Origin of the sequence: Silvanigrella sp., from assembly GCF_044369315.1 — a bacterium.
Taxonomy (GTDB): Bacteria; Bdellovibrionota_B; Oligoflexia; order Silvanigrellales; family Silvanigrellaceae; genus Silvanigrella.
In genome coordinates, this window is record NZ_JBIPMD010000020.1 from 1 (window position 1) to 25,820 (window position 25,820).

Genomic DNA, 25,820 nt, shown 5'->3' on the forward strand with positions numbered 1-25,820 from the left:
CAAAGTCCGTTTAACAAAGGGCTTGCTTGTCCATGTTTTCGGAAGATTTTCTGCATGCCTTTTTAAATACATATTCTTTTTCTAAAGACACATTCTCAAATCTTAACTGGCATATTTAATTATTGTTAAATGAATTCAATTTTTTTTGCGCAAAAAAATAGCTGATACCGCAAGGTTTTTAATAAAACAAAATTTATTTTCTATCAAGATTATTTTTAAATAAATTAACAAAATTAAACCGTATTTAATTGTAAAAAACAAAATTTATTAAAATTTAAATTTTATTTAACCTTTAAATACAACAAATAATCAAATATTTTGAATACCATTAAATAAATTATTATTTAGAGTCAAAGAGGCTCCTTGAAGTTTTCTAAAACCTCAACGCTTACTTCTTCAACATTTTCAATGTTTTTAATTTTTGTTATGGTATCTTGAATTTTATACGCTTTAGGAATACGAACTAAATAGTATCCTAAATTTGGATAACTTTTTACGATTTCAAATGATTTATCATTAAAAACAGCATTATTCTTTGTTTTAATAATTATGCTTCCACTTAGAACCCCAAAAGAATCTGTTGATTCATTTATAACAACTTTATTATTAAAAGTTTTTGTTTTTTCATTTTCATTTGGAGAGATATTATATATATTAAATCCTTTTGTTTTTATAAGATTTTTTGTTTTATTCGTTTCAATTTTAGAATCTTTGCTAAAATCAGCTTCTAGTTCTTGGTAAACAGTATATTTAACTCCACCCTGGACAAAACTTTCAGAGACTTTAAATTTTTTAGCCACTTCTTTTCCAGTGACCACTGGATTTTCTATTTTATCATCAAGATGTATCGATTTTTCAGCTGCAATTGCGCTTAATGAAAAGTAGTTAAAAGCCAGAAAACTTGCAGTATACAAAATTGTTTTCATTGTCATACATTCTCTCCTACACTAATAATATTAAATATTAAAAACTACGTTTATTGATGCCCTGTAACTTTTAATTGCCAACCTTTAAATGTAGCTTCCTTTTTATGTATACCAGTATTTATTACTTTAAGCTTCCATTCACCTTTACTATCCTCACCATAAAATGCATTTGATTGAATTTGCATTCCAACTAAATTGCCATTACTTGAAAATGCATTTGCAGCATTCCAAACAATACTTTTTGTGCCACTTGGTGAAGTTAATTCTAATGCTACATCACCAATAAATTTACTTTCTAAAGAAACTTTAATTTGAATATTTTCTATCTTTAATGAATTAGAACTAAAAACTGTTAACTTAGATTCATACCCATTAACATCTCCTGCTGGAACAGGTTGGCTAAAATCAGAGGGTAATTTTGGTATCCAATCTTTTTCAATATATTCGCCTAAATTTACATTATAATTTTTTGCAAGAGCCACCGCATCTGCAACATTCACCCGTCCAAATCCGTACCAATTGGAAAAATGAAAACCAGCTGCATTTGTTACCCAACCTTGCTCTGCTTGATATGATACCCATTCAGCAATATTTATAGAAACACCATTAAAATTTTGATCTACTTTTGTAGCTGTTTTCGCTAAAATATATTTCACATCGCGCCAAGTTAATTCTGGATTTGCTTCTAATATAAGAGCGATACTACCAGAAGTAACAGGAGTAGCTGAAGAAGTTCCATTCATTGAATTTGTGTAATTACAATCTTTATTAACATCTACTTCACAAGCATTAAAAGGATTTCCAATTTTTAAAATGTCCTCTTTATTTTTAAAATCGGGATTACGGCTTAAACCATATTTTGAGCCAACAACATCTGTTGTAATAATTGCAGGATCAGCAGCTGTAGCTCGAATTTTTGTCCAATCCATTACTTCATTAATGGTTTTATAATTTTTTTCGACCCATTCTTTATTTTTACCAAATTCACCACCTGGAGCACTTATCCATAAAGATGAACCTGTTGTTGAATAAGAAGATTTCACACCTTGTGAATTTATTGCTCCCACGGTGATTACTTCTGCCAGTGTATTTTCAAAATTCATACTTGAATTTTGACAGGATAAATTTAATTTTTTTGCATCATCGCAAGAACTACCAGAAAACATTCCCATACTACTAAAACCGTTTCCAGCTGCTTTTACATAAAGAGCGCCTTTTCCATTTCTTAATGTCGTTGTCCCGGATTTAAAGGCGGCTACAGATGCTTTTGTCGTTGGGTTATCCTCTTTAATTTGTCTTGTATTATTCATACCAAAACTCATACTAAAAATATCATTCCCTTTTGAAGCATCTGAACCACCCAAGGAATCTAAAAAGTTTTTGAAGTTTTGAGAGCCGCTACTTATAACATTATATCCAGACAAATGTGCTCTTGGAGCCACTCCTGAACCACCAAATCCTAAATTACTTCTCATCCCAATAATTCCAGAAACCATTGTCCCATGATCTGGTTCATCACCATCTATTGGTGATGGATCGTTTGGAGGTAAGCCGTTTCTTCTAAAATTTAACGACCATGTTTTTGATACATTTGCTTTATTATCAACATTAGGAGCTAATGAAGGATGACTTATTTGAAGACCAGAATCTGCTACGGCTACATATACATTATTTCCACTTAAACAATCATTTTTTAGAACAGAATTTACATTTATATCTTCACCAGCTTTAGGAAGAGTTGTTGAGAAAGCAGTATTTCCATTATTTAATAAATGCCACTGATATTTACCTAATGGATTTGCTTTTTCATCTGATAAATCCTTACAAAATTTATTATTATCGTTATTTAAACCTTCGCCATCTTTTTTATCACTTTCTTGATTCGTATTTTCCTGATTTGTATTTTCATTTTTTGTTTCTATAATATCAGGAGAATTTGTTTTTTTTTCCGCATGATGATACAAACGAAACCGTTAAAATTGAAATCAATAAAATTCTCTTATTTGACAAAATCATTATAACTCCCCTTATTAAATGGTCGCAAAAAATGAAGCCCTTTCAAAATTCATGAAATTTAAGGGCTCAAGAAAAATTTTTAGTATATTTTATTTTTACATTGGAGTTTTAAAGTTTTCTAAAACTTCGACATTTACACTTGTTACTTTATCATCTGAAACAGCTTGGCTATAAGGATTTAATTTCTTTAATTGACTCACTGCATCTTGAAACTTTATATTTTCAGGTACTTTAATTACATATAGACCTAATTCTTTATAAGATTTCAAAACTTGATAAGATGTATTTGGTATTTTAACTTTTTTATCTGGATTTACTTTTACTATAGCATTTCCAGTTACAACAGCAAACTTTTTAGTTTGATTATTAAAAGCAACTTTAAAAGCTGATTTACTAGCCACACTTTCTTGAGATTCAGAGTCACTAAAATCATTCACAGAGGTTGAAGTCATTCTATCTGAAGAGTTTCTATTTTTTGAATTACGAACCGATTTTGAATCAAAAAATATTTTAAATGCGCCTTTATCTAAAAGAATTGTCTTTGGCGCTCTAATAGATAGATCTTGTGGAGAGTTTCCTGAAGATACTTCGTTTGAAAAATCTTTACTTGTATCTTTTCCAACAAATGCTTTTAAGCCTTTATATAAAGTATAATTCATACCACCTTGTGTAAAAACTTCATCTACACTTAAATTTTTATTAATGTTTTCAATTAATTTATTTTCATCATTACCACTTTTTAAGTCAGCTTCATTATTTAATGAAAAAGTATCGACAACTGCATAAGAGTTTAATGCAAATATATTGAATAATGAAAATGCACTTATATAAAGAAATGTATTTCTAAGTTTCATGATATTTTTCCTTAATAGTTAATTTAATTTTATAAATATTCATTTTGTTTCATTATTATTTAAAATTATAATGAAACTTTTTGACCAGCAATTTGTAATCTTATTCCTTTAAAGGAAACTGTTTTTGCATTTAAACCACTATTTATTACTTTTAATGTCCAAACACCTGCACTGTTTTCACCATAGAATGCGTTACTTTGAATTGGCATATTTACTAAATTTCCATTACTAGAAAATGCATTTCCAATATTCCAAATAATACTTTTTGTTCCGCTTGGAGAAGTTAATTCAAGTCCAACATCACCAATAAAATCACTATCAACTGAAACTTCTGCACGAAGAGATTCAATTTTAAGATTTGCCGCTTTTGGAATTGAAGGAATTTTGTATACTAAACCTTTTGCCCCAGGTGCAACTGCTAAATTTGTTGCATATCCTCTTAATGGGTACCAATTATTTTCTGTATAAGCACCTAAATTAACATTATAGTTTTTTGCTAATTTAACAGCTTCCCCAACATTAATTCTTCCAAATCCATACCAATTTGAAAAATTAAAACCAGCTGCATTTTTGGTCCATCCATCTTCAGCTTGATAATCTTCGTCATTAGCTACTTTAACTTTGACACCAGAAAAATTAGGGTCTACTTTTGCAGCTGTTTTAGCTATTATATATTTGACATCACGCCATGTTAAATTTGGATTTGCTTCTAAAATTAATGCAAGACTTCCTGAAGTAACAGGAGTAGCGGAAGAAGTTCCATTCATTGTATTCGTATAATTATATTCTGAATTTAAATATCTACCTTCATTGTCTACTGCATAACCAGCATTAAATGAATTTCTGATACTAAAAACGTCTTCTAATGAAAATTCGCTATCATAATTTACAAGCTTACTCATTCCGTATCTAGAACCCATAACATCTGTTGTTACGATAGCAGGTTCTCCAAGAGATGGACGTAGTGTTTGCCATTCCACGGTTTTTGAAAATATTGCATATTGTGAATCTATCCAATTTTTATCAAAACCAAACTCTCCGCCAGGTGCACTAATCCATAAAGAAGATCCTGTTGTGGAATAGCTTGTCTTCTTTCCTTTGGCACTAATAGCGCCAACTGTAATAACTTCGGGTATGGTATTATCCGTATTCATGCTTGAATTTTGGCAAGTTACTCCCAATTTAATAGCCATTTTACAAGCTTCAATACTTGGTCTGTCTCGACCTAATTTTGTAAAGCCATTTCCTGCAGCTTTAACATAAAGAGCGCCTTTTCCATTTCTTAAATGTCTTGTTCCATATTTATAAGCAGTAAGAGCGCCTAAAGTTATTGGGTCATCTGATGATATTTGTTCTAAATTATTATCACCATAACTCATATTAAAAATATCGTTACCTTTTGAGGAATCGGAACCACCAAGTGAATCAACGAAATTTTGAAATTGTTGAACTCCTGCTTCGGCTTGTATAATATTATATCCAGCTAATTTAGCACGAGGAGCAACGCCAGATCCTCCAAATCCTAAATTACTACGCATAGCAATAATACCGCTCACCATCGTTCCATGGTCTTCATCATCTTCAGGAATAGGAGATGGATCATTATTTTGTAAACGATTATCTCTGAAGTTAATTGATTTTGCTTTGCTGTTACCATCAATATTTGGCTTTAAAGAAGGATGGATTATTTGCATTCCTGAGTCAACAACGGCAACGCTAACTCCATTTCCACTCAGACATTCTTCTTTTAATGCTGGCTCTGCATTTATATCTTCACCAGCAACACCGCCTTCCGTTGCAAATGCTCTTTGTCCAGTATTTTTTAAATGCCATTGAAATTTACCTAAAGGATTCTTAGAACCATCAGAGAGATCTGTACAATATTTATCATTAAGAGCTTCTTGAGTTGAGTTGTTTTGAATTTTTTGTTCATTAGAGTTATTATCATTATTAGAATTTTTACCGCATGCGGATAAAAAGGAAACTGCGATTACAGAAATAGATAAAAAAGCAAAATAATTGCGATTTAAGCTCATAAAAATACCTCATTTCTTGAGTAATTATTTTATTTAACATGTTTGGTTGACTGAATAGCCAAGCTACAAAAAAGTTTTTTAAAAGTCAAATTTTTAAATAGAAATGTTTAAATTAAATTGCTTAATATTTTTGGCAATCTATTTTATATTTAATAAAATAATCATATTTATTATTTATTTTAAAGAACATATATTTCAATATATAAAAATTAATATATTGATAATTATTTTTAAATAATATTATAATTAAATATAATTTTTTTAATTTTTTGCAGCAAATTAATTTTTAATATTAGAGATAGATTTTTAATTAATTAAGAGTTTTAAATTATTACCACACTACTAAGTCTATTTTTTGATCATTTTCATCAAAAGGGATTTCATCAAAAACAAATTTTTCCGAGGGGAGGAAAAATACAGTCGTTATGCGTTTATTCATTTTATTTATAAATCTATCATAAAATCCACCGCCATACCCTAATCTATAGCCATCTTGAGATGCTGCTAGACCAGGAACAAAACAAAGCATTGGAGACATCTCTAAGCTGTATTCAAAACACAATTCTTCTGGCTTTTCCAAAATTCCATAATTATTTCTTATTAAATCTTTTTTACCATCGCCATACTCAAACCATTTAATGATTCCATTCTTAGATATCTTAGGAAAAAGCCAATCTTCATCCGCAAAATAAGAAATATCTAATTCATTTTTAATTGGAAAAAAACATGCAATGACGAATTGTCTATTGATATTTTTTTTATTTATTTCATCATTTGTAATCTTAAGTAACTCTAATGCTCTAAAAAATTGACGGGATCCCCAGTCCTGTGGTTTCGCGATCTCTGATAATTTCTGTCTTTCATCTATAAGTATTTTTCTTAATATTTTCTTTTTTTCAGGCACAGGTAAGTTCATTTCATAATCTGATAGGACTTGATTTAATTTTCTCATTTATGCCTTGTCGCCTCCTTTTAATTAGAATAACCTATATTTCGTTTGTTAACCTCTTTTAAGGAGAAATTCCATGGCATTATCTGATACTCTTGTAAAAATGTCGCCCGTGAAAGGCGAGTACTACTTAGTGGAACGTGATAAAATTGATGATTTATACCGCAATGCAGGCCACAGTGATGAAGATGAAGTGCCAAATTTCATCACGATTGATGGAAAAGAATGTCTTTTTACAGAAAATTTTATTGAAAAAGACGGTAAAGAGTATGAAATCGTTATGGTTGCAAATGGTTTTTCCTGGGAAGATATCATTATCTATGATGAAGACGAATAATTTTAACTACATTTAAAATTTTAAAGTTCATTTTAACAAACGACCAACCAAGTTTTAATTTACGCCCCTTATTAAAAAAGGGGAAAAAATTTCTATTTTTAATAAAAATTTTTAAAATAATATTTTATTTAACATCTATTATTTTTAATAACTCCATAATTCAAAAACATATAATATTTTCCCACATGCAAAATTTACTTAGCAAAAAGTCAAAATGATGAATATAAAATATTTGAAAAAGAAAAGAAATAATAACATTATATCTTAAGAATATATTAAAAAATTTAGGAATATTAAATATGAGCTTAAAAATTAAAAAAAACATTAAATATATTTTACCCGCCATTTTATTATTTCTAATTTTACCAAAAAGCACAGCAAATTCACAAGAAGAGTCAAATAAAAATAATTCAATAAAAATTGATGGCGATGCAGAACCTACAAGTTTAGCAGATATCCCTTTGCCAAAATTTGATTATGATATTGATTCTTTTGATACCGGATTTAAACCAGGAAAAGAACTCATAAGTTTATTAGATAGACCAGAAGATCTAACAGGTATGAAAGAGCAAGACTTTGCGCAAGAATTTCCAATAGAGAAATAAGGAATTCGTATGCTTAATGATATTTTTTTAATGTATCGAAATGGAGAAATTATTCCATTTGTTATTTTAGCCTTTGTGTCAGTTGGTTATATTATCATATTTGAAAAATTTATTTTACTCCAATTTGTTTATAGAATAAATTTCGAAAAATTTAATTCTACAATTAAAAAAATGCTTGCAGCTAATGACATGGAAAGAGCAAGAAGTTTTACAAAAGCAACCTCAAAGACAGCTGTTCCTATGCTCACCCTAAAAGCGATCAATGCTTACGAAAATGATCCTATGCGAGTAAGAGCAACTGTTTCAGAAGAAAGTCTTCGTTTTTTTCCAAGAATTAGAAGAAGAATAAATCAATTACCAAACTTAGCTGCTGCATGTGTTTTACTTGGAGCAATTGCCGCTGTTCAAGGAATTTGGACTTCATTTAGAATGGTAGAAGGATTAGAACTTGGAGTGAAAAGTTTTGCATTTTCTACTGGATTATCTCATGCATTATTACCCTTAGCTATTTCACTCGTTTCTGCTGTTTTATTAATGTTACCTTTTGGAATTTTAGATGCGATTGCATGGAGATTAGAATCCGAAATGGAGCATAGTCTTTGCGTGGTTTTAAATATTCTTTCCCCTGAAATGCAACCTATGTTTACAGGAGGAGCTCCTTCTTCCGGCAATCAAGAAGAAGCTTCGGATAATTATTCGAGAGGAAATTCAGATAACGATAATGTAGAAAGAGCCGAATCGAAAGGAAAGAAAGATGATAGTTCAGACCCGGGTCTACAAGAGGTTCCTGACGAAGAAGAAATTATCTAGCTTTGCTTGGACTTACTGGGGATTTGCACTCATTACTACAATAGGTATTGGGTTTTTATTTACTATTGTCGAAATTCTAAAAACACATGATCGAAATATTATTTTTTTCAATATAAGAACTGTAAATACAGAAAATAATAAAAATGATGATATAAAAAATGAAGTATCATTAAATAATAATTCACCGGTATTTGTATTTGTTAAAGAACATGTTTTATTTGGATCCATAAAAAATGTAATTGCACCAATGCCAAATAATGATGTTTTAGTATTAAATAAAAATTGGCAAGATGATTTTAAGATTAAAATTAATGATTTTAAAAACAAAAATCAAATTTTTCCCGCAAAGGCATTTGGAGTCATATTTGAAACCGAATTACCTTACGATAAAAATCTAGATTTATTACAAAAAACATTTGATTTAATTAGTAGTCAAAATAAAAATAGCAAAAATAATATTCATCCATCAATAGTTTTACTAGACCCTATAAAACTTAATTGAGGTTTAAATGTTTACGAATGCAACAAAAAAATTTGGTGTATGGAAGGAAGAAAGAGCAAATAATGTTATTTCTTATAAATTAATTTCTAGACAGTTTTTATTTTCTTTAGCTATGGCTGCATTCATTAGCTGGATTTTTTTTATTATTTCAATAAAAATAAGAGAAGAATTTTTCCTTTTTGAATCTGCATCAAAAACATTTATTAAATTCAATGATATTAAAAACTCAAATAATGGTTTTTTTATTAAAGAAAGAAAAGCGGCTATTTCAATTTATATTTCAATGGATAAATCAAATAATATTAGAATTATTTTTGAAAATGGAAAAAGTTATTTATTGCCAAGTCAGGCATCAAGTTTTTTAGAATACTTTGAAGAAAAAAGAAAAAATATTATGTTGACAGCTTTAATTATGAGAGTTAAAGACCCTTCAATTTCAAGAGTTAAAATTTGGACTGATAAATCATTATCTTTTAAAAATATAAAATATATCATTAAAATATTTTCTCAATTTGGATATGATGATTTTGATATTGCAGTTGAAAGGTAGCCAATATGGCAGAAAAAAGTAAAAAAATATTAAATCAAAATACTTTTCTTTTTTTACAAGTATTCCAAACTGGTTCTCTTCAAATAGAGAAAAAATTAAAGATTGACTCCTTTTTTTCAAAAAAAATTAAAATAGGTTATAATTCTACTTGTGAATTGTTTATTCCATTTGCTCAGACATTAATTGAAATTGGACTTTTCAAAATAGGTAGAAATAAAGTAGATATTATTTTAGACCCCAGATTGGATGGTTTTTTAAGTACTGGAAATAAATTTGGTAATTTAAAGGAGTTTACTTCCCCAAGAGGATCCTTATTACAATTGACATCAATTGAAGACCCACTCATCGTTTCTCTTGATTACGGATCTCGTGGAAAAATACAATACCACGGATATGATATTACATTTAAAATTGAGAAAGAATTTCTCCGAAAAAGAGAGATTAAAATACAGCCTTTAGAAAAAATTTTTTTTCAAATGCCTGAATATGACATTCCTATTGAACGTAAAATAATACCAATTAGTATGATTATAACAGGAATCACTTTTCTCCCTATTATATTTTGGTTGCTAAAAGCACCTATGGAGCCTATTTCAGGATTAATTAATCTTCCACAAGACATCTCAATTAAATTTATTTCACCAGAAAATATAAGGCTACTTCCTTTTATTTATAAAAACAAATATGATCAAAACGATAATGAAAAATTAGCTATATTTTGGATTTTTGAACTTATGAAAAGATGGGAAGCATCTGAAAATGGAAAAAGTACAAACTCTATTATTCCATTCTTACAAAATGCACATAAATATGTAGATAATAACAAAAAAATAGATGATTGGGAAAAAAATATATTTGATAATTATAAAAAAATAGAAGCAGAAAGAACTTCTAAAAACTCGGATCGATATTACTCATTTTTAAAACCGTATCCCTCATTTTCAACACCAATTTCAGGAGTTGATGGTAAGTCTCAATATGTAACCTTATTAAAAAGATTAAAACAACTTGAAGCAACTGATAAAGCTATTCTTGAATACCTTGAAGAAGAGCATATTATATTAAAAGAGTTTTATGAAAAACAGCATAAAGCAAAAAAATTGGGAATTGTTGATCCGCCTTCTACAGGTCAAGTATTAGGTCCACAACCAGATAAATCATTTAAACAAGAATTTAGTAATTATAAAGAAGCTGAAAGAGAGGCTAAATTTGCAGAAGATTCCTCATATAGAAAATCACTAGATAAAAAAACAAAAAAAATGAATTTTTATCCCATGAACTCTGTAATTTGGATTTCTAATAATAGCTTAATTATTCCTTCTGATTTTAGAAGAACAAATGATAAAATAAATTATGATTTTCAATATAATAATATGATGCATAATGCCTTTTATTCCGTTGGTATTTTTAAAATGCCTCCTGTTCCTCCTCCTGAAGCTTATATTGATACAAAAATGGTAGATTTTGTTATCTTTAATAAAAAAGAAGAAATCCGTTCTTGCTACAATTCCGCATTAAGAAAAACTCCTGGTCTACATGGGAATATGACAATTAGTTGGAAAATATTACTTTCAGGGAAAGCCTCAGACATTGTGGTAGTAGAATCAAGCGTTCATGATAAAAATCTGATAGCTTGCTTGGAATCAAGATTATTGGTTTGGAATTTTCCAAAACCAAAAAATGGATTTGTTACCGTAACATATCCTTTTCAGTTTATTATAACAAAAAAAAAGTGATTGGAAATTAAATGGATTCTCATTCCCTTAAAATTATCCCTCTCGGCGGCTGCGGAGAAATAGGGATGAATATGACCGTACTTTGTGTAATGGATCGCTATTATTTTATAGATGCCGGAGCTTTATTTCCTGACGCTTCCTTACTTGGGGTTGATCTTATTTTACCAGACACGAAATTCATCGATGAAAATCAAATTCAGCCAGATGCTTGGTTGATTACTCATGGTCATGAAGATCATATTGGAGCTCTTTCTTATCTATTTAAAAAATACCCAGCACCAATTTATGGGACAGAATTTACTTTAGAACTTATTAAATCAAAATTTGAAGAAGCCGGAATTTATGATGCTATTTTTAATCTCTGGAATTTTTTTGACCCAGTCTATTTTAGAAATATGAAAGTAACAGTTTTTCCAGTAAATCATAGTATTGCAGATGCTTCGGGATTATTTTTTGAAACTAAGCTTGGTAATATTTTACATATGGGTGATTTTCGTATTGATTACTCACCACCAGAAAAATCAATGACTCATAAAAATGTAGAAAAAGTAACAGAAGGGAAAACTGTTACTTTAATGATGAGTGATAGTACAAATTCATTTCAAACAGGAACAGATATGAGTGAGTCTGAAATCTCACCTCATATGATCGATTTCTTAGACAAAGAAAATGGTATTGTTATTATAGCTACATTTGCTAGTAATATATGGCGATTGCAAAGTATTTTTGAAGCAGCTTATTTAACAAACCGAAAAATTGCATTATTAGGAAAATCATTATTAAAAAACACTGAAATAGCAAGTAGACTAGGTTTATTAAATTTTTCTAATAATATATTTATTGAAATTCAAGATATATATAAATATCCTAGAAATGAAGTTTGCATTCTTTGCACAGGAAGCCAAGGGGAATCCTTTTCAGGACTGCACCGATTAGCTTGGAATAACGTATCTGATTTTAGAATAGACGAAAAAGATACTGTTATTTTTTCATCTAGAATAATCCCAGGAAATGAAAAAACAATTGAAAGTTTAATCACACAATTTACAAGAATTGGTTGTAAAGTTATTACATCGAAAGAGAATAAATCAATTCACGTAAGTGGACATGGATATCAAGAAGATTTAATAACATGTATAAATTCAGCAAAACCAATTTCATTTTTACCAGTGCACGGAACCTATCGGCACTTAAAGAAACATAGAGAAATTGCGATATCCTGCGGTGTTTCTCCAGATAAAGCATTTCTTGCAGAAAATGGTGATGTTGTTGTTGTAGGGCCAGAAATAGTCGGTGTCGTAGATTCTGTTTCTTCTGGTAGAGATTATGTTTGTCCTGGTGGAATATTTTCACAATCAAGTCAAATTTATAAAGACCGAGTTGCTTTAATTCATGGTGGTGTTGCTGTTGTTTCTATTGTATTTGAAGAAAATACTTACAATATTATAGGAGAGCCTTCTGTTGCTTTTAAAGGAATTCCACTTAATCCAGAACATTTAGCCAAAAAAGTTCCTTTAATATTTAATAATGTTTATGAATCAAGTATTAAAAAACGAAATTTTAATGAAGAAATTTTACAAGACGATCTTAGAATAGGCGTTAGACGTTACATAGAAAAAAGACTCAACTTCAAAACAAATGTCATAATTTTGTTTCAAAGAATATAAAAATGGGAATCAAAATTTAATACATTCAAGAAAAATAAACAATATCATAAAATACTATTTATTATTTTTCAAATATCCTTATATAAAATTATTTAAATTATCAATAATATAAAATTAAAAACTTATTTTTAAAAAAACAAATTAAGTATTTTACAAATAAATATTTTTAATGTAATTCTTTTTAAGAAAATTTTCTAAAATAAAAAAGCGAATTCATAATTAAATAAACGAAAGGGTATTTATGAAAAAATACAAATATTATCGTATAATTGTATCAAGTGCTTTTGTTTTATTTTTAAGTTCTATAAATTTTGATTTATATGCAAAATCCACATTCTCTGAAAAAATTCCAAATATTCAATATTCATCTAATGGAAAATACGTTTCCATTGAAATTCTTTCAGATGACGTTATTCATGTTGAAACTGCAAATGGCTCAACGTCTGATATAAAATTACCAATTTATACAACGCCAATGATTACAAGCCAAAATAATTTTAAAGGCCCAAGTAAATTTTCAAAAAATGGAAATGTAATTGAAACTTCAAATCTTTCAATATCTATTGATGAAAAAACATTATGTATATCTTATTATAACAAAAAACTAAATTATAATCTTGGAAATATTTGTCCTTTAAATTTAAATAATTCAACAAAAACTCTTCAAATAAATTCTGCACAAAATAAAAATGCTTATGGTCTTGGCCAGTATTTTTATGATCCAAATTCTGCTAATGGAGATTGGATTGGAAGAAAATGGGAACCTGGAGAATTTGGAAATACTTTTGTTGGTTTTTCAGGAGGAGCAAATTCTAAAATTCAATTCCCTATTTTATATGCACTAGGAAATGACAATCAAAATTATGCCATATTTATTGATAATCCCTACAAATTAAGCTGGGATTTTACAAATAATCAGTCTTGGTATGCTTCCATGTGGGGAGAGCAACTTCGTTACTTTATTATTGCTGGCGACAATTTAGAGCAATTAAGAAAAAAATATCTTTCGCTAACAGGACTTCCCGCCATGCCTCCTAAAAAAACCTTAGGATTATGGGTAAGTGAATATGGTTATAAAAATTGGAATGAAGTGAATGTAAAGTTAAATAATCTTCGCCAAAATAAATTTCCTATTGATGGATTTGCTTTAGACTTATATTGGTTTGGCGGAACAAAAGGAATGGGGTCTATAAGTTTTGATCAAATAAATTTCCCAGATGCTGCATCAAACATTAAAAAGTATAAAGATCAGGGTATTGAATTTATACCTATTCAAGAACCCTATATTTCTGAAACAGCAATAGCACCAAATTCAAATAAATCCGATTTTCAAGATTTAATGTCGCGTTGTTACCTTGTTCGAAAAAATTTACAAAATTGTGATCCCGTTTTTTTTTTAAAGATACCTGGTGGGGAAGCGGTGGAATGATTGATTGGAGCAATGATAGCGCTGCCGATTATTGGTTTCAGAAAAAAGAAATTCCACTTATAAATATGGGAATAAATAATTTTTGGTTAGATTTAAATGAACCTGAAATGTATGATGCAAATGCATATTATTTTGGATATAATGTAAATGGAGTTTTAAAAAACAGACATTCCGATATTGCTAATTTATACGCATTTAAATGGATAGAAAGCCTTCATCGCGGCTATACTTTAAATCAAAAAAATTCTATTTTTCAAGAGCGTCCTCTATTTATGAGTAGAGCTGGTGCCCCTGGTATGCAACGATTTGGCGCTGGTATGTGGTCTGGAGATATTGGATCTAATTTAGGAGGGTTAAGAGCTCATATAAATAACCAAATGAATGTTTCATTAAGTGGTATTGATTTTTATTCTGCTGATACTGGCGGGTTTCATAGAAATGTTTTTGATGGAAAAGATATTCAAAAACTTTTTACACAATGGTTTGCGAACGCTGTTGTATTTGATTTCCCAGTTAGACCTCACACTTGGGTTGGTGAAACAGACAATTCAGAGACAACACCATCCTTAATTGGAGACATAAATTCAAATAGAGAAAACATATATCAGCGCTATTCTTTAGCTCCTTATTACTACTCCTTATTTTATAGAGCACATTTATTTGGAGAAGCTGTCACTCCTCCTTTAGTTACTTTATTTCAAAATGATTTGAATGCACGCTCAAATAGCAGTGAAAAGATGATCGGTAAATTTCTATTAGGAAGTTCTATTTCTCAATACGATGACCCAATAAGAAGAAATATTTATTTACCAGAGGGAAGGTGGCTAAACTATCATACTCTTGATGAAGTTACTTATAATGGAAAAACATATATTGATTATCCTATCTACTTAGGAAATAATTATAAAATTCCATTATTTGTTAGAGAAGGAGCTATTATTCCTCAAATGTATGTCGATGATAAAACAATGGATATGCTTGGCTTGAGAAATGATGGAAGTAAAATAAATGATCTCATTCTAAAAATAGTTCCAAGTAATAATAAAAGTGAATTTACTTTATATGAAGATGATGGACATTCTATAGATTATAAATCATCTAAATATTCTCAAACTATAATTTCACAAATTAGATCGGGAAATACTATAACAGTAGCTGTTTCTGCAATTCAAGGAAATTATAATGGAATGCCATTAAAGAGAAAACAATCTGTTGAAATTGCAATTCCAAACGAGACTGTATTATCAATAAGTATAAATGGTAACTCAATGAATAAATGTAGTGATAATGTAAATGAAAATTGCTGGATTCAATCAAGCAGAAACTCAGTAATTGCAAAATTAGGTAACATTCCTACAAATACATCGACTATTTATTCTTTTGCACTAAAACAAATTGGAAATAATTATTCTCAATATAATTTTACATGTTTTAATTCTACAACTAAAATTGGTGAATCTATTTACATATTAGGTAGTACTCCTGAGCTTGGAAATTGGGATACTTCAAAAGCTATTAAATTAAGTCCAGTCGAATATCCATCTTGGTCAGGTTATGTTTCAAATATTTCTTCTAATACAAATAACATTCAATGGAAATGCATTAAAAAGAATGATCAAACGAATATTGTATTGCAATGGCAAAATGGTTCCAATAATACTTTCAATTCGGTCGTTCGAGGGTATGGAGGAAGTGTACAAGGCAGTTTTTAAATAAAGAATTTATCTAATTTTAAAACCTGATATGAATAATGCGTCAAATTCATTTATAGATCCTAATATTGTTATTTTATATTCAGGCTCTATAATTTATTATTGGATAAATTTTTATGGGGTTTTTAAATGGTAAAAAAAATTATTCTTATCATATTATTATTAATTGCATGTGTTCTTGGATACGCGGCAATCCAGCCTTCTGAGTACGAAATAGAAAGATCTATCCGAATTACAGCGTCACAAGAAGCTATATTTGTAAATGTAAATGATTTAAAAAAATTTAATGAATGGAACCCTTGGGCTAAACTCGATCCACAAGCAAAAATGACATTTGACGGACCAACGGGAGGAATAGGAGCAAGTTACAAATGGGAAGGAAATATTAAAGTAGGAGCTGGTCGCATGTCAATTCAAAAAAGCGAGCCAAATAATTTGGTTCAAATGAAACTTGAAATGATTAAACCTTTTGAAGACGTCAGCTTCGTTGATTTTATTTTAAGTCCTGAAGGCAGAGAGACCATTGTTACTTGGAAAATGAAAGGCCGTCCGAACTATATATATAAAGTATTATGTTTATTTATTAATAGAGATAAATTAGTTGGCAAAGAAATTGAAAAAGGACTTACAAACTTAAAAGTCATGTCTGAGAAAAAATAGACTTTTAAAATTAATAAGCACCATCTGCATAAATCATTTCATATGAATGTGAATATATTTCAATAATATTTCCAAAAGGATCTTCACAATAAACCATACTAAAAGGCTTTACTCCTGGATTAAAGTAACGTACTGGCATTCTTTGTTTGCCACCAGCTTCTACAATTTTTTCTGCAAGTTCTTCTACATTTGGATCTTGAACACAGAAATGAAACAATCCCGTTTTAAAAGGAAAAAACTCGGGCATTGGCAATGAATTTGTTTGAGGAAACTCAAACAACTCAACACCTATTTTATCTGAAGTGGATAAATGAGCAATTCTAAAACTTCCGTAACCAGGTCCAAAAACATCTTTACACATCATACCTATAATCGATTTTGGATCTTCTCTAATTTCAGTTGGACGCATTATCATATAAAATCCTAAAACTTCTTCATAAAACTGAATTGCTTTTTCTAAATCAGGAACAGTAATTCCAATATGAGAAAATGCTCTAGGATATGGTTTATTCATCATATACTCCTTATAAATTTTAATTTTTAATATATATTACAAAGGAAACTGGAAATTATGGCGTAGGACAAAATTAAGTTAACATATTTATTATTTTAGTCAAATAATTTTAGAGATTGAATTCATTTATTTTTTTTAACTCAAAATTTAATAATAATTATATTTTATGGATAATAAGGTGGTGAAGGGTTTAAAAAGATACAATGCTCAGGATTTTTCCATACCCATAAGCATATATTTGCAGAAGCAATGTTACTTACAAAAAGGAACCCAATAATAAATAAAGAAGAAACAAGTTTCAATTTCATATATCACCCCTATTTAACAAGAACATTCGTTAATTCATAATTACCGATAAATTATTTATTCGAATTTGTCAAATTTAATTATTTTATAATATTTTAATTTTAATAAAATAAGAGCAAAAAAATGTCTATTTCAAAAACAATTATAGATTTTTCATAATATAAAATGAGTTAAAGTTTTAATAAAATTACATTTTATGAAATTAAAAATATGTCTATAAATAGGACAGTATTTGAAAGAATTTTTTTTATGTCTTTTATTTATATTCTTTTATTGATTCTTTTATTCATTTAGTAAAAGAGTTTTATAAATCAAAATAGAGTAGAGGAATAATATAATATGATAAAACAATTTCAAATTTTTAAGATTACTTTTTCGGCATTATCATTCATAGCAATGGGTAGCACTTATGCCAATGAAGTCAACGGCACATCAAAAGTAACTTATAAAAATTTAAAAGCAATTCAACTAAATGGCTCTAAATGCTCTATTAATGATAATGATTGTGTTGAATTCAATAAGGTTTGTAACTCACTTTATGAAAATATGCTTCAGAGTGAAATGGTTTTAAATTACAATATAAATACAGAAACAAATATGCAGTTTGGTATTCTAACTTATCAAAATATTGATATCCCATTATCTGCGGCTGGAATTTCGGGAGAATATACTTTTTTAACTCCTACAATTCCGAGCCCATTAAATAGCACTATCCGAAATGTCTTTTTTACTTTAGATAAAAATTTTCAAAATGGATCTTCTACTATCCATTTTTTGGGTAGTAATACAAATCAAAAATATCAATGTATTTTAAGCTCAAATTAAATCTATTGAAATAAAAACATATTTATCTTTAAATAAATATGTTTTTTTTAATTTTATATTTTTTCGCCCATTTGAATTTTCCATAAGCCAGAATAAATTCCTTTTTGCATGACTAAACTTTCATGGCTACCTGATTCCATAATTTCACCATGATCAAAGACAAATATTTTATCCGCATGTCTTATAGTAGACAATCGATGCGCCACAAGAATTGTAGTGCGCCCAACCACTAATTTTTCCAATGATTTTTGTATTGCTAATTCTGTTTCATTGTCTACAGCTGATGTTGCTTCATCTAAAATAAGAATAGGCGGATTTTTTAAAATTGCTCTTGCAATAGCAATGCGTTGTCTTTGGCCACCAGAAAGTTTTTGACCACGTTCTCCAATTTTCGTTTCATAACCCGAATCTAGTAAAGAAATAAATTCATGGGATTCCGCTAATTTTGCCGCATTCATGATTTCTTCATGCGATGCATGAAATGAACCATATGCAATGTTTTCAGCAATTGTGCCATTTATTAAAAAAATATCTTGGCTAACGTAACCAATCTATTTTCTTAAATCAAATAAATTAATTTCAGAAATTTCTTTTCCATCTATTAATATTTGACCAGACGTTTTTTCATAAAAACGGAGAAAAAGTTTTAGCAAAGTACTTTTTCCTGAACCAGTTGTTCCTACAAAGGCAACTATTTCTCCTGGATAAATATTTAAATTCATATTTTTTATGACGGGTTTAGTTGAATAGGAAAATTTTAAATTTTTACAAATAATTTCACCTTTCGTTTGAATTACATTTAATCTTTCCCCTTGTTCTATAATTTTAATTGGTGTTTTTAATAAATCCATAACTCGATTTATTAAGGCAAGTGACCTTTGATAATTATCTGTTATTTCAGATAATCCTGTTAATGGCCATAAAAGTCTTTGAGAAAGAAAGATTAAAATACTATAAATAGCAACGTTTAATTTATTTTCTAAGGTTAAAAATCCGCCATAAATGAGAATAAGCATAAACCCCATCATCACAGCCATTCTAATAATAGGTGTTATTGCAGAACTTATTTTTATGGCTTCATGATTGGATTTTCTGTATTTATTACTCAAACTCTCTATTTTATTTATTTCATAATTTTCTGTAGTAAAACTTTTAATTGTTGAAATTCCTAAAATATTATTATTTAAAATAGAATTTAATTCACCAGCATTTTCTCTTACATTATAATATTTAGGGCCAATTTTTCTTTGAAAATAAAAAGCTCCAAACAAAATAAAAGGAATTGGAACAAGAGACAATATTGCGATTGTGGGCGTTAAAATGAAAAAAATGATACCTATTAAAGTAGATGATAAAAAAACCTGTATAATAGAATTTATTCCATTATTTAAAAATCTTTCAATTTGATTTATATCATCATTTAAAATAGAGAGTAAGTTTCCTGTATTTTTGTTCTCAAAATAAGAAATATCTAATTTTTGAATATGCGAATAGAGATCCATTCTAAGATCATGTTGTAAGTTTTGTGCAATATTTCTCCATTTAATAGAATATAAATATTCAAAAAAAGATTCTAATATCCATATTAAAGCTGTAATAATTCCTAAAAATAGAATTTGTTCTTTTGCAGATGAAATTCCTAATTTTGATAAAATCGCATTTTGTTTATTTACCACAGTATCTATTGCGATACCAATTAAAATTTCAGGCATAATATCAAATATTTTATTTAGCGATGAATAAATACTAGCTAAAATAACATCTTTTTGATAATTTTTCGCATATATAAATAGCCGTTTAAAAGGATGCATAGAATTACCTATCAAATAAAAAAAAATTATTAAGTTAATAAATTATTTTATTTTTTTTGTCAAATAAGACTTTTGAAACATTATTGAACCTAAATTTAATTAGAATACCAATAAATTATCTTAGGTAAAATTTACCGTATACCATTTTAAATATATTCCGACAAATTAAAACTAAAATAGGATTTAAGGCTTAAATATGATTTATTTCAATATTAAATTTATTCAATTTATATTCGTCTTTTCTTTAAATATTATTTTAATAAATTCAGCTTTTCCAAGTAACAACGAATCCTCTGCTGGCGCTGTCGTTGGTTTATTTCAACCAACTTATGGTAAATTTGCAACAATTGCTTCAAACGCCAGTCAACCTACTTTTCCAACCAGCATGCTGATGTTGGGTGGTGATGCTACTTTTATGAGAAAAGGATTTTTTACAGGCGGTCGTGTTTTATATGGAAGTACAGCAACGAGTAGCGTTAGCACTTCGGCAAGCACTTATGAATTAACAACACTTGGATTAAAATCCGGTTATGGCTTTGATTTATCTTTTATAGATTTTAAATTAGGTGGTTTATTTGGAATAGGAAATTTAAATTTTACATCGATAAATAGTTCACAAAGTGGAAGCATCATTGTGGATTATTTATTTGTTGAACCATTTTTAATGTTAGGAGTTTCAGGAGGTAAAAACTTTAAAGCAAGTATGGGAGGGGGATATCATTATACCTTTCCATATAAAGTAACAACTTATGGAAGTACTCTTATCTCTGACCCCTCCCAAGCAACTGTCTCAGGAATTATGATTACATTTTTACTTAGCTTTGGAGATTTTGGTAGATAAAAAAATTTTTACAACCGAATTAAACTTCCGCCCCAAGTAAAACCTGCTCCAAAGGCAACAGTTAAAATGAGATCACCTTTTTTAACTCTACCTTGCTCAAGTGCTTCATTAATACAAATAGGAATTGTAGCTGAAGTCGTATTTCCATACTGATGAATATTATTGAATACTTTATCTGGAGAAAGCTCCATTTTTTCTCTTACCATTTCACTAATTCGTAAGTTTGCTTGATGAGGAATTAAACAAGCAATATCGTTAGCAGTAATTTGGTGTCTCTTCATTAATGTTTCCGCAACTTCACACATTCTGCTTACAGCGTGCTTAAAAACCAAACGACCTTCCATTTTAGGATGCCAGTCTCCTAGTCCGTGTGTTTCCGGATTTAAAAAGCCTTTTGTAGCGGTCCCCGGAGAACGAATTAAAAGAAGCTCTGCTCCTGTTCCATCACTTCCAAGAATCGTGTCAATAACGCCAGATTTATTGTTATTTGTAGAAGGCAATTCAGATTCAGAGCATTCTTCTGCTTCACAAATAACGGCAGCTGCTCCATCACCAAAAAGAACAGCTACGTTTCTGCCATTCGTTGTCAGATCGAGAAGCTTGCTTTGCACATCAGAAAATACCAACAAAATGCGTTTGTATTGACCACTTTTAATCATGGCATCAGCTAATTGAGTGGAATAAACAAAAGCGCTGCATTGTACTCGAATATCTACAGCAGGGATCATGGGAAATCCCAATTTATGCTGAACAATAGGAGCAATTCCAGGAAAATAAAAATCTGGAGATAATGTAGATGCGATAATATAATCAAAATCGGATGGTTTTAATTTAGATTCTTCAAGAATTTTCTTTACAGCTTCAATCGCAAGATCTGAAGTTGTTGTGGGCTCTTCTACAAAGCGTCTTTCTTTAATACCAGATCTTTCTGTAATCCAAGTGTCATTTGTATCCATGAGCTTGCTCAGATCATCATTAGTTACTCTTCCCGGGGGAAGGTATCGAGAAAAATGTGTCATAACTGTCTTAAAATACTTTGCCATGTTTATACTCTCCTCTAGCAACCATGACTTTCGGATGTCTTGCATCTCCTAACCTAAGTAGCATATCATGGCAAATTTTCTTGAATGTGCAAGATTAATAATCATAATATGACATGTAATCGGGGCTTTTCACTGATTTATGATTTTATGATGAAAGCAATTCATTGTTTAAGGAAAAATAAATGTTAAAACAGCTAAATATACAAAATCTAGCTATTGCAGAGAATATATCTGTGCATTTTCAAAAAGGACTCAATGTCATTACAGGAGAAACAGGAGCAGGAAAATCTCTACTTGTAGATGCCATGTGTCTTCTAAGGGGATGTAGAGTTGACACTAAATTAATTCGAACCGGTCATGAAAGTGCTTTGGTTACTGGTATATTTACTCCAAATAAAAATGACTCCTCATTATTTTCTACTCTTGAGGAGTTTGGAATTCCTCTCTATTCTGATGACCCCGATGAAATTGTAATTAAAAGATATATTCAAAGAAATGGAAAGCACCGAGCCACAATTAACGAAACTATTGTAAGTTCAAAAACGTTACAGTATATATCTGGCGAATTGATAGACATTAGTAGCCAGTTTGAAAATCAAAGATTATTAGACAGCGATACACACACCTCTTTCTTAGATGAGTTTGCCCAAAATACAGTTAATTATAAAAATTATGTTCATCATTTTAATTTAGGACATGAGCAATTAAAACAATTAAAACAATTGATATTTGAACAAGATTTATTAAGAAGAGAAAAAAACTTATATGAGTTTGAACTTTCTCAAATAAATGATGCAAATATTTCTTTAACCGAATTTAAAAAAATAGAAGAAATTATTTCTCTTGGTAACAAATCTAATTTATTAAAAAGAATTTGCTCTGAAATTAACATGAATTTATCAAATGACGAAATAAATTGTTTAGATCTTTTAAAACATTCTCGAAAAAATATTGAAAAATTAATTAAATTATCTGGACAAACTGAAATCCCAATTCAATCAGAGAAAATGGATGAAATTATTTTTCTTTTAGAAGAGCTTGTTCTTAAAATTGAAATGACCTCAAATAAATTTGAAATAGATGAATCTTTATTAAACCAGGCATCACAAAGAATCGAAATTTACAATAAACTATTAGTTAAATATGGGCCCACCATTGAAGATATTTTTTTATATAAAAATAAATGTGAAAATTATTTATCAAAAGCAGAAAACATAGAAAATGATATGATCATCTTATCTAAAAAATGTGAAAATACTTTAAAAAATGCGTTAACTCTTTCAGATGAATTAAAAAAATCGAGAATAAATAAATTAAATTATATTTCTTCCTCTATTGAAAAAGAACTTTCTGAATTAGGAATGCCAAAATCTAAATTTATTTGTGAATTAAAAGATAATATAAAATATCAAGGCGAAGAAAAAACAAATGAATTTACCCATTCAAAAATACCTCAAGAATTGTTAAAAAATTTCTTTTCTTTATCAAAATCGGGTTCAGAAAAAGCGCAATTTTTATTAAGTACAAATATAGGAATTGAAGCCCAAGCCATTGAAAAAGTGGCCAGTGGAGGAGAGTTATCAAGAGTAATGCTTGCGATTAAAAATGTATTATTTGGTGAAGAAACAATGAGTGTATTTGTTTTTGACGAAATTGATACTGGAATTAGCGGAAACATTGCTGCAAAAGTAGGTAGAAAATTATCCGATTTTTGTAAAAATTCTCACGGAAAAATAACAAGACAAGCATTATGCATTACTCACTTGCCACAAGTTGCATGTTATGCTCAAAATCATTTTGTTGTTTCGAAAGAACTTAAAAACAACAAAACAGTTACAAAAATAATTCAAGCAAATAAAGACGAAAAAATAAACGAAATTGCTATTCTTTTATCTGGTGAAGAAATTAGCCAAGAAAGTCTTGCTCAAGCTAAAGTTCTCGTAATGGAAGCCCAAAAAGAACTTCATTAAATAAAAATAGACAACCAATTTATATTGATAAATTGTCATTGATATATTTCTAAATTCGTCTAAATTCATGTTTGTCCCCTTTCTTTCATTTGCAATTAACAGAATTGGAAATAAAAATGGTACAAACATTATCCTTAAATTTATCTAAAGAAATTCACCTTGCCTCAAGACCAATTGGACTTCCTAAATTAAATGATTTTATTATAGTAGAAAAAAAAATCCCTGAAGTTAAAGAAGAAGAGGTTCTAGTTCAAAATATTTGGATGTCTGTTGACCCCTATATGAGAGGAAGAATGGACGATTCTCCTAGTTACATTCCCCCATTTAAATTAAATTCTCCTTTAGAAGGAAGCGCAATTGGAAAAGTAATTTCTTCTAGATCAACAAAATTTATAGAAGGTGAATATGTAATTAGCATGTTTGGATGGAGAGAAACTTTTGTTTCACAGGCAAAATATTTAAAAAAATTAAATCTAACTGACATGCCTAACTCTTTTCCAATTGAACTGCATTTAAGCATTTTAGGAAATGCAGGATTAACGGCTTATGCTGCCTTATTCCGAATTGCAAATTTAAAACCAAGTGAAAAAATATTTATATCAGGAGCCACTGGAGCTGTTGGATCTGTCGCATGTACATTAGCAAAATCTATAGGCTGTTACGTTGTGGGAACTGCTGGCAATGAAGAAAAAAGAAAATGGCTTGAAAAAGAATTAAAAATTGATGTCGCTATTAATTATAATGACACAAAATTTTCGGAGTCAATTATACAGGCGTTTCCTCATGGTATAGATGTTTATCTTGAAAATGCAGGTGGCGAACAACTTCGTGTTGCTTTAGATAATATGAAACAATTTGGACGTATTGCATTTTCGGGAATGATAGATGGTTACAATAATGTTACTCAAAAACCAGGCCCATCTAATTTATTTCAAATTATTAAAAAGAGTTTAAAATTAGAAGGATTTATTTCAACAAATCACCAAGATTTAAATGAAAGTTTTTTAAATTGTGCTTATCAATTATTAAATTCTGGTAAATTAAAATGGAACCATAGTGTTTCCGAAGGAATTGAGTCTTCTCCACAAGCTATGATAGATCTTTTTACAGGAAAAAGCTTTGGAAAAACTTTAGTTAAATTAAGCGCAAGCTAAATTTAACTAGGAACACTTTCTCCTTCATTATAATCTAATGAAGCATAATTTGTTTCTTTTAATGTTAATAATGCTATTGTTCCTAATATTAAAAAAATGCCCGCTGAAATAACCAACCCTATCCACTTGTCATTAAATTGTAAAGACATCCAAGGGACAAAAGCATTCATAATAATAATAGAACATCTTGCTAAATTTGAAATAATAGACGATGCGATATTTCTTTGATTTGTCCCAAAACTTTCCACAGCAAAAAGCATAAGTAAACCAGAATATCCACTTGCTAGACCTATTAAAAATAAAATAGAATAATATACTTCTATAGAAACTAAACTGCCCAAAGAAAACAAACTAATGGATAGAAACATAATTAATAAAGCACTAAAAATAGATTTTTTTCTACTATAAATGCCAGTTAAGAGTTGAGAATGTGTTTTTAAAAAAAGAATATGTACTTAAAAAGGCATGCAGAAAATCTTCCGAAAACATGGACAAGCAAGCCCTTTGTTGAACGGACTTTGGATGCCGTTTGAATGCCACTAGATTCAATTAACCAGTTGAATAGGA

The 25,820-nt window shown here is 29.2% G+C and carries 23 protein-coding genes and 1 pseudogene; 14 read left to right on the top strand and 10 right to left on the bottom strand.

What is annotated here, in order from left to right; translation table 11 throughout:
- Positions 1-350: 350 nt before the first annotated feature.
- The 5 genes from ACIQ56_RS03365 to ACIQ56_RS03385 form a co-directional block, all read right to left on the bottom strand.
- Entirely contained in the window at positions 351-932 is a 582-nt protein-coding gene (locus ACIQ56_RS03365; protein ID WP_397599666.1) for a hypothetical protein, read from the bottom strand.
- A 44-nt stretch (positions 933-976) separates the two neighbouring features.
- Positions 977-2,890 (bottom strand): S8 family serine peptidase, encoded by a 1,914-nt coding sequence (locus ACIQ56_RS03370; protein ID WP_397599667.1) that lies wholly within the window; start codon positions 2,888-2,890, stop codon positions 977-979.
- 147 nt (positions 2,891-3,037) lie between these two features.
- Positions 3,038-3,796, bottom strand: coding sequence for a hypothetical protein (locus tag ACIQ56_RS03375; protein WP_397599668.1), 759 nt, complete (start codon positions 3,794-3,796; stop codon positions 3,038-3,040).
- Positions 3,797-3,861: 65 nt separating this feature from the next.
- Positions 3,862-5,832 (bottom strand): S8 family serine peptidase, encoded by a 1,971-nt coding sequence (locus ACIQ56_RS03380; protein WP_397599669.1) that lies wholly within the window; start codon positions 5,830-5,832, stop codon positions 3,862-3,864.
- Positions 5,833-6,163: 331 nt separating this feature from the next.
- Positions 6,164-6,784, bottom strand: a complete 621-nt coding sequence (locus ACIQ56_RS03385) for a 5-formyltetrahydrofolate cyclo-ligase (RefSeq protein WP_397599670.1) — start codon at positions 6,782-6,784, stop codon at positions 6,164-6,166.
- A 73-nt stretch (positions 6,785-6,857) separates the two neighbouring features.
- Here ACIQ56_RS03385 and ACIQ56_RS03390 point away from each other — a divergent pair, with 73 nt between their 5' ends.
- The 10 genes from ACIQ56_RS03390 (at position 6,858) to ACIQ56_RS03435 (ending at position 16,789) form a co-directional block, all read left to right on the top strand.
- A complete protein-coding gene (locus ACIQ56_RS03390) occupies positions 6,858-7,118 on the top strand; it encodes a hypothetical protein (RefSeq protein WP_153419935.1) in 261 nt (86 codons plus the stop codon).
- Positions 7,119-7,417: 299 nt separating this feature from the next.
- Entirely contained in the window at positions 7,418-7,723 is a 306-nt protein-coding gene (locus ACIQ56_RS03395; RefSeq protein ID WP_397599671.1) for a hypothetical protein, read from the top strand.
- A 9-nt stretch (positions 7,724-7,732) separates the two neighbouring features.
- Entirely contained in the window at positions 7,733-8,533 is an 801-nt protein-coding gene (locus ACIQ56_RS03400; protein WP_397599672.1) for a MotA/TolQ/ExbB proton channel family protein, read from the top strand.
- Entirely contained in the window at positions 8,478-9,035 is a 558-nt protein-coding gene (locus ACIQ56_RS03405) for a hypothetical protein (RefSeq protein WP_397599673.1), read from the top strand. The genes ACIQ56_RS03400 and ACIQ56_RS03405 overlap by 56 nt, the downstream gene beginning before the upstream one ends.
- Positions 9,036-9,042: 7 nt before the next feature.
- Entirely contained in the window at positions 9,043-9,585 is a 543-nt protein-coding gene (locus ACIQ56_RS03410) for a hypothetical protein (protein WP_397599674.1), read from the top strand.
- Between the two features lie 5 nt (positions 9,586-9,590).
- Positions 9,591-11,321 carry an AgmX/PglI C-terminal domain-containing protein gene (locus ACIQ56_RS03415; RefSeq protein WP_397599675.1) on the top strand — a complete coding sequence of 577 codons (1,731 nt, stop codon included), beginning with the start codon at positions 9,591-9,593 and terminating at the stop codon, positions 11,319-11,321.
- Between the two features lie 11 nt (positions 11,322-11,332).
- Positions 11,333-12,988 carry a ribonuclease J gene (locus ACIQ56_RS03420; RefSeq protein ID WP_397599676.1) on the top strand — a complete coding sequence of 552 codons (1,656 nt, stop codon included), beginning with the start codon at positions 11,333-11,335 and terminating at the stop codon, positions 12,986-12,988.
- Between the two features lie 241 nt (positions 12,989-13,229).
- Positions 13,230-14,417: a TIM-barrel domain-containing protein gene (locus ACIQ56_RS03425; RefSeq protein ID WP_397599677.1), complete on the top strand. Its 1,188-nt coding sequence runs from the start codon at positions 13,230-13,232 to the stop codon at positions 14,415-14,417.
- Positions 14,414-16,129, top strand: a complete 1,716-nt coding sequence (locus ACIQ56_RS03430; protein ID WP_397599678.1) for a TIM-barrel domain-containing protein — start codon at positions 14,414-14,416, stop codon at positions 16,127-16,129. The genes ACIQ56_RS03425 and ACIQ56_RS03430 overlap by 4 nt, the downstream gene beginning before the upstream one ends.
- A gap of 129 nt (positions 16,130-16,258) precedes the next feature.
- Positions 16,259-16,789, top strand: a complete 531-nt coding sequence (locus ACIQ56_RS03435) for an SRPBCC family protein (protein WP_397599679.1) — start codon at positions 16,259-16,261, stop codon at positions 16,787-16,789.
- A gap of 10 nt (positions 16,790-16,799) precedes the next feature.
- Here the strand turns inward: ACIQ56_RS03435 and ACIQ56_RS03440 are convergent, their stop codons facing one another.
- Together ACIQ56_RS03440 and ACIQ56_RS03445 are read right to left on the bottom strand one after the other, a co-directional pair.
- Entirely contained in the window at positions 16,800-17,303 is a 504-nt protein-coding gene (locus ACIQ56_RS03440) for a lactoylglutathione lyase family protein (protein WP_397599680.1), read from the bottom strand.
- Positions 17,304-17,467: 164 nt separating this feature from the next.
- Positions 17,468-17,611 (bottom strand): hypothetical protein, encoded by a 144-nt coding sequence (locus ACIQ56_RS03445; protein WP_397599681.1) that lies wholly within the window; start codon positions 17,609-17,611, stop codon positions 17,468-17,470.
- A 337-nt stretch (positions 17,612-17,948) separates the two neighbouring features.
- On the opposite strand from ACIQ56_RS03445, the gene ACIQ56_RS03450 reads away from it, so the two are divergent.
- Positions 17,949-18,434, top strand: a complete 486-nt coding sequence (locus tag ACIQ56_RS03450; RefSeq protein WP_397599682.1) for a hypothetical protein — start codon at positions 17,949-17,951, stop codon at positions 18,432-18,434.
- A 53-nt stretch (positions 18,435-18,487) separates the two neighbouring features.
- Here the strand turns inward: ACIQ56_RS03450 and ACIQ56_RS03455 are convergent.
- Positions 18,488-20,245: pseudogene (locus tag ACIQ56_RS03455) on the bottom strand (ABC transporter ATP-binding protein).
- Between the two features lie 196 nt (positions 20,246-20,441).
- On the opposite strand from ACIQ56_RS03455, the gene ACIQ56_RS03460 reads away from it, so the two are divergent.
- Positions 20,442-21,086 carry a hypothetical protein gene (locus tag ACIQ56_RS03460; RefSeq protein WP_397599683.1) on the top strand — a complete coding sequence of 215 codons (645 nt, stop codon included), beginning with the start codon at positions 20,442-20,444 and terminating at the stop codon, positions 21,084-21,086.
- An 8-nt stretch (positions 21,087-21,094) separates the two neighbouring features.
- Here the strand turns inward: ACIQ56_RS03460 and ACIQ56_RS03465 are convergent, their stop codons facing one another.
- A complete protein-coding gene (locus ACIQ56_RS03465; RefSeq protein WP_397599684.1) occupies positions 21,095-22,129 on the bottom strand; it encodes a 3-oxoacyl-ACP synthase III family protein in 1,035 nt (344 codons plus the stop codon).
- Between the two features lie 182 nt (positions 22,130-22,311).
- On the opposite strand from ACIQ56_RS03465, the gene ACIQ56_RS03470 reads away from it, so the two are divergent.
- Together ACIQ56_RS03470 and ACIQ56_RS03475 are read left to right on the top strand one after the other, a co-directional pair.
- A complete protein-coding gene (locus tag ACIQ56_RS03470) occupies positions 22,312-24,099 on the top strand; it encodes a DNA repair protein RecN (RefSeq protein WP_397599685.1) in 1,788 nt (595 codons plus the stop codon).
- A gap of 116 nt (positions 24,100-24,215) precedes the next feature.
- Positions 24,216-25,253 (top strand): NADP-dependent oxidoreductase, encoded by a 1,038-nt coding sequence (locus ACIQ56_RS03475; RefSeq protein ID WP_397599686.1) that lies wholly within the window; start codon positions 24,216-24,218, stop codon positions 25,251-25,253.
- Between the two features lie 2 nt (positions 25,254-25,255).
- Here ACIQ56_RS03475 and ACIQ56_RS03480 read toward each other — a convergent pair whose 3' ends face one another.
- Entirely contained in the window at positions 25,256-25,621 is a 366-nt protein-coding gene (locus ACIQ56_RS03480; protein ID WP_397599687.1) for a hypothetical protein, read from the bottom strand.
- Positions 25,622-25,820 lie beyond the last annotated feature (199 nt).

Excerpts from the sequence above, each read along its gene's own strand:
- ACIQ56_RS03385 (WP_397599670.1), bottom strand. The coding sequence starts at position 6,784 with ATGAGAAAATTAAATCAAGTCCTATCAGATTATGAAATGAACTTACCT.
- ACIQ56_RS03445 (WP_397599681.1), bottom strand. The coding sequence starts at position 17,611 with ATGAAATTGAAACTTGTTTCTTCTTTATTTATTATTGGGTTCCTTTTT.
- ACIQ56_RS03400 (WP_397599672.1), top strand. The coding sequence starts at position 7,733 with ATGCTTAATGATATTTTTTTAATGTATCGAAATGGAGAAATTATTCCA.
- ACIQ56_RS03420 (WP_397599676.1), top strand. The coding sequence starts at position 11,333 with ATGGATTCTCATTCCCTTAAAATTATCCCTCTCGGCGGCTGCGGAGAA.
- ACIQ56_RS03435 (WP_397599679.1), top strand. The coding sequence starts at position 16,259 with ATGGTAAAAAAAATTATTCTTATCATATTATTATTAATTGCATGTGTT.
- ACIQ56_RS03425 (WP_397599677.1), top strand. The coding sequence starts at position 13,230 with ATGAAAAAATACAAATATTATCGTATAATTGTATCAAGTGCTTTTGTT.
- ACIQ56_RS03380 (WP_397599669.1), bottom strand. The coding sequence starts at position 5,832 with ATGAGCTTAAATCGCAATTATTTTGCTTTTTTATCTATTTCTGTAATC.
- ACIQ56_RS03465 (WP_397599684.1), bottom strand. The coding sequence starts at position 22,129 with ATGGCAAAGTATTTTAAGACAGTTATGACACATTTTTCTCGATACCTT.
- ACIQ56_RS03475 (WP_397599686.1), top strand. The coding sequence starts at position 24,216 with ATGGTACAAACATTATCCTTAAATTTATCTAAAGAAATTCACCTTGCC.
- ACIQ56_RS03430 (WP_397599678.1), top strand. The coding sequence starts at position 14,414 with ATGATTGATTGGAGCAATGATAGCGCTGCCGATTATTGGTTTCAGAAA.
- ACIQ56_RS03365 (WP_397599666.1), bottom strand. The coding sequence starts at position 932 with ATGACAATGAAAACAATTTTGTATACTGCAAGTTTTCTGGCTTTTAAC.
- ACIQ56_RS03415 (WP_397599675.1), top strand. The coding sequence starts at position 9,591 with ATGGCAGAAAAAAGTAAAAAAATATTAAATCAAAATACTTTTCTTTTT.
- ACIQ56_RS03395 (WP_397599671.1), top strand. The coding sequence starts at position 7,418 with ATGAGCTTAAAAATTAAAAAAAACATTAAATATATTTTACCCGCCATT.
- ACIQ56_RS03390 (WP_153419935.1), top strand. The coding sequence starts at position 6,858 with ATGGCATTATCTGATACTCTTGTAAAAATGTCGCCCGTGAAAGGCGAG.
- ACIQ56_RS03450 (WP_397599682.1), top strand. The coding sequence starts at position 17,949 with ATGATAAAACAATTTCAAATTTTTAAGATTACTTTTTCGGCATTATCA.
- ACIQ56_RS03375 (WP_397599668.1), bottom strand. The coding sequence starts at position 3,796 with ATGAAACTTAGAAATACATTTCTTTATATAAGTGCATTTTCATTATTC.
- ACIQ56_RS03470 (WP_397599685.1), top strand. The coding sequence starts at position 22,312 with ATGTTAAAACAGCTAAATATACAAAATCTAGCTATTGCAGAGAATATA.
- ACIQ56_RS03480 (WP_397599687.1), bottom strand. The coding sequence starts at position 25,621 with ATGTTTCTATCCATTAGTTTGTTTTCTTTGGGCAGTTTAGTTTCTATA.
- ACIQ56_RS03440 (WP_397599680.1), bottom strand. The coding sequence starts at position 17,303 with ATGAATAAACCATATCCTAGAGCATTTTCTCATATTGGAATTACTGTT.
- ACIQ56_RS03405 (WP_397599673.1), top strand. The coding sequence starts at position 8,478 with ATGATAGTTCAGACCCGGGTCTACAAGAGGTTCCTGACGAAGAAGAAA.
- ACIQ56_RS03410 (WP_397599674.1), top strand. The coding sequence starts at position 9,043 with ATGTTTACGAATGCAACAAAAAAATTTGGTGTATGGAAGGAAGAAAGA.
- ACIQ56_RS03460 (WP_397599683.1), top strand. The coding sequence starts at position 20,442 with ATGATTTATTTCAATATTAAATTTATTCAATTTATATTCGTCTTTTCT.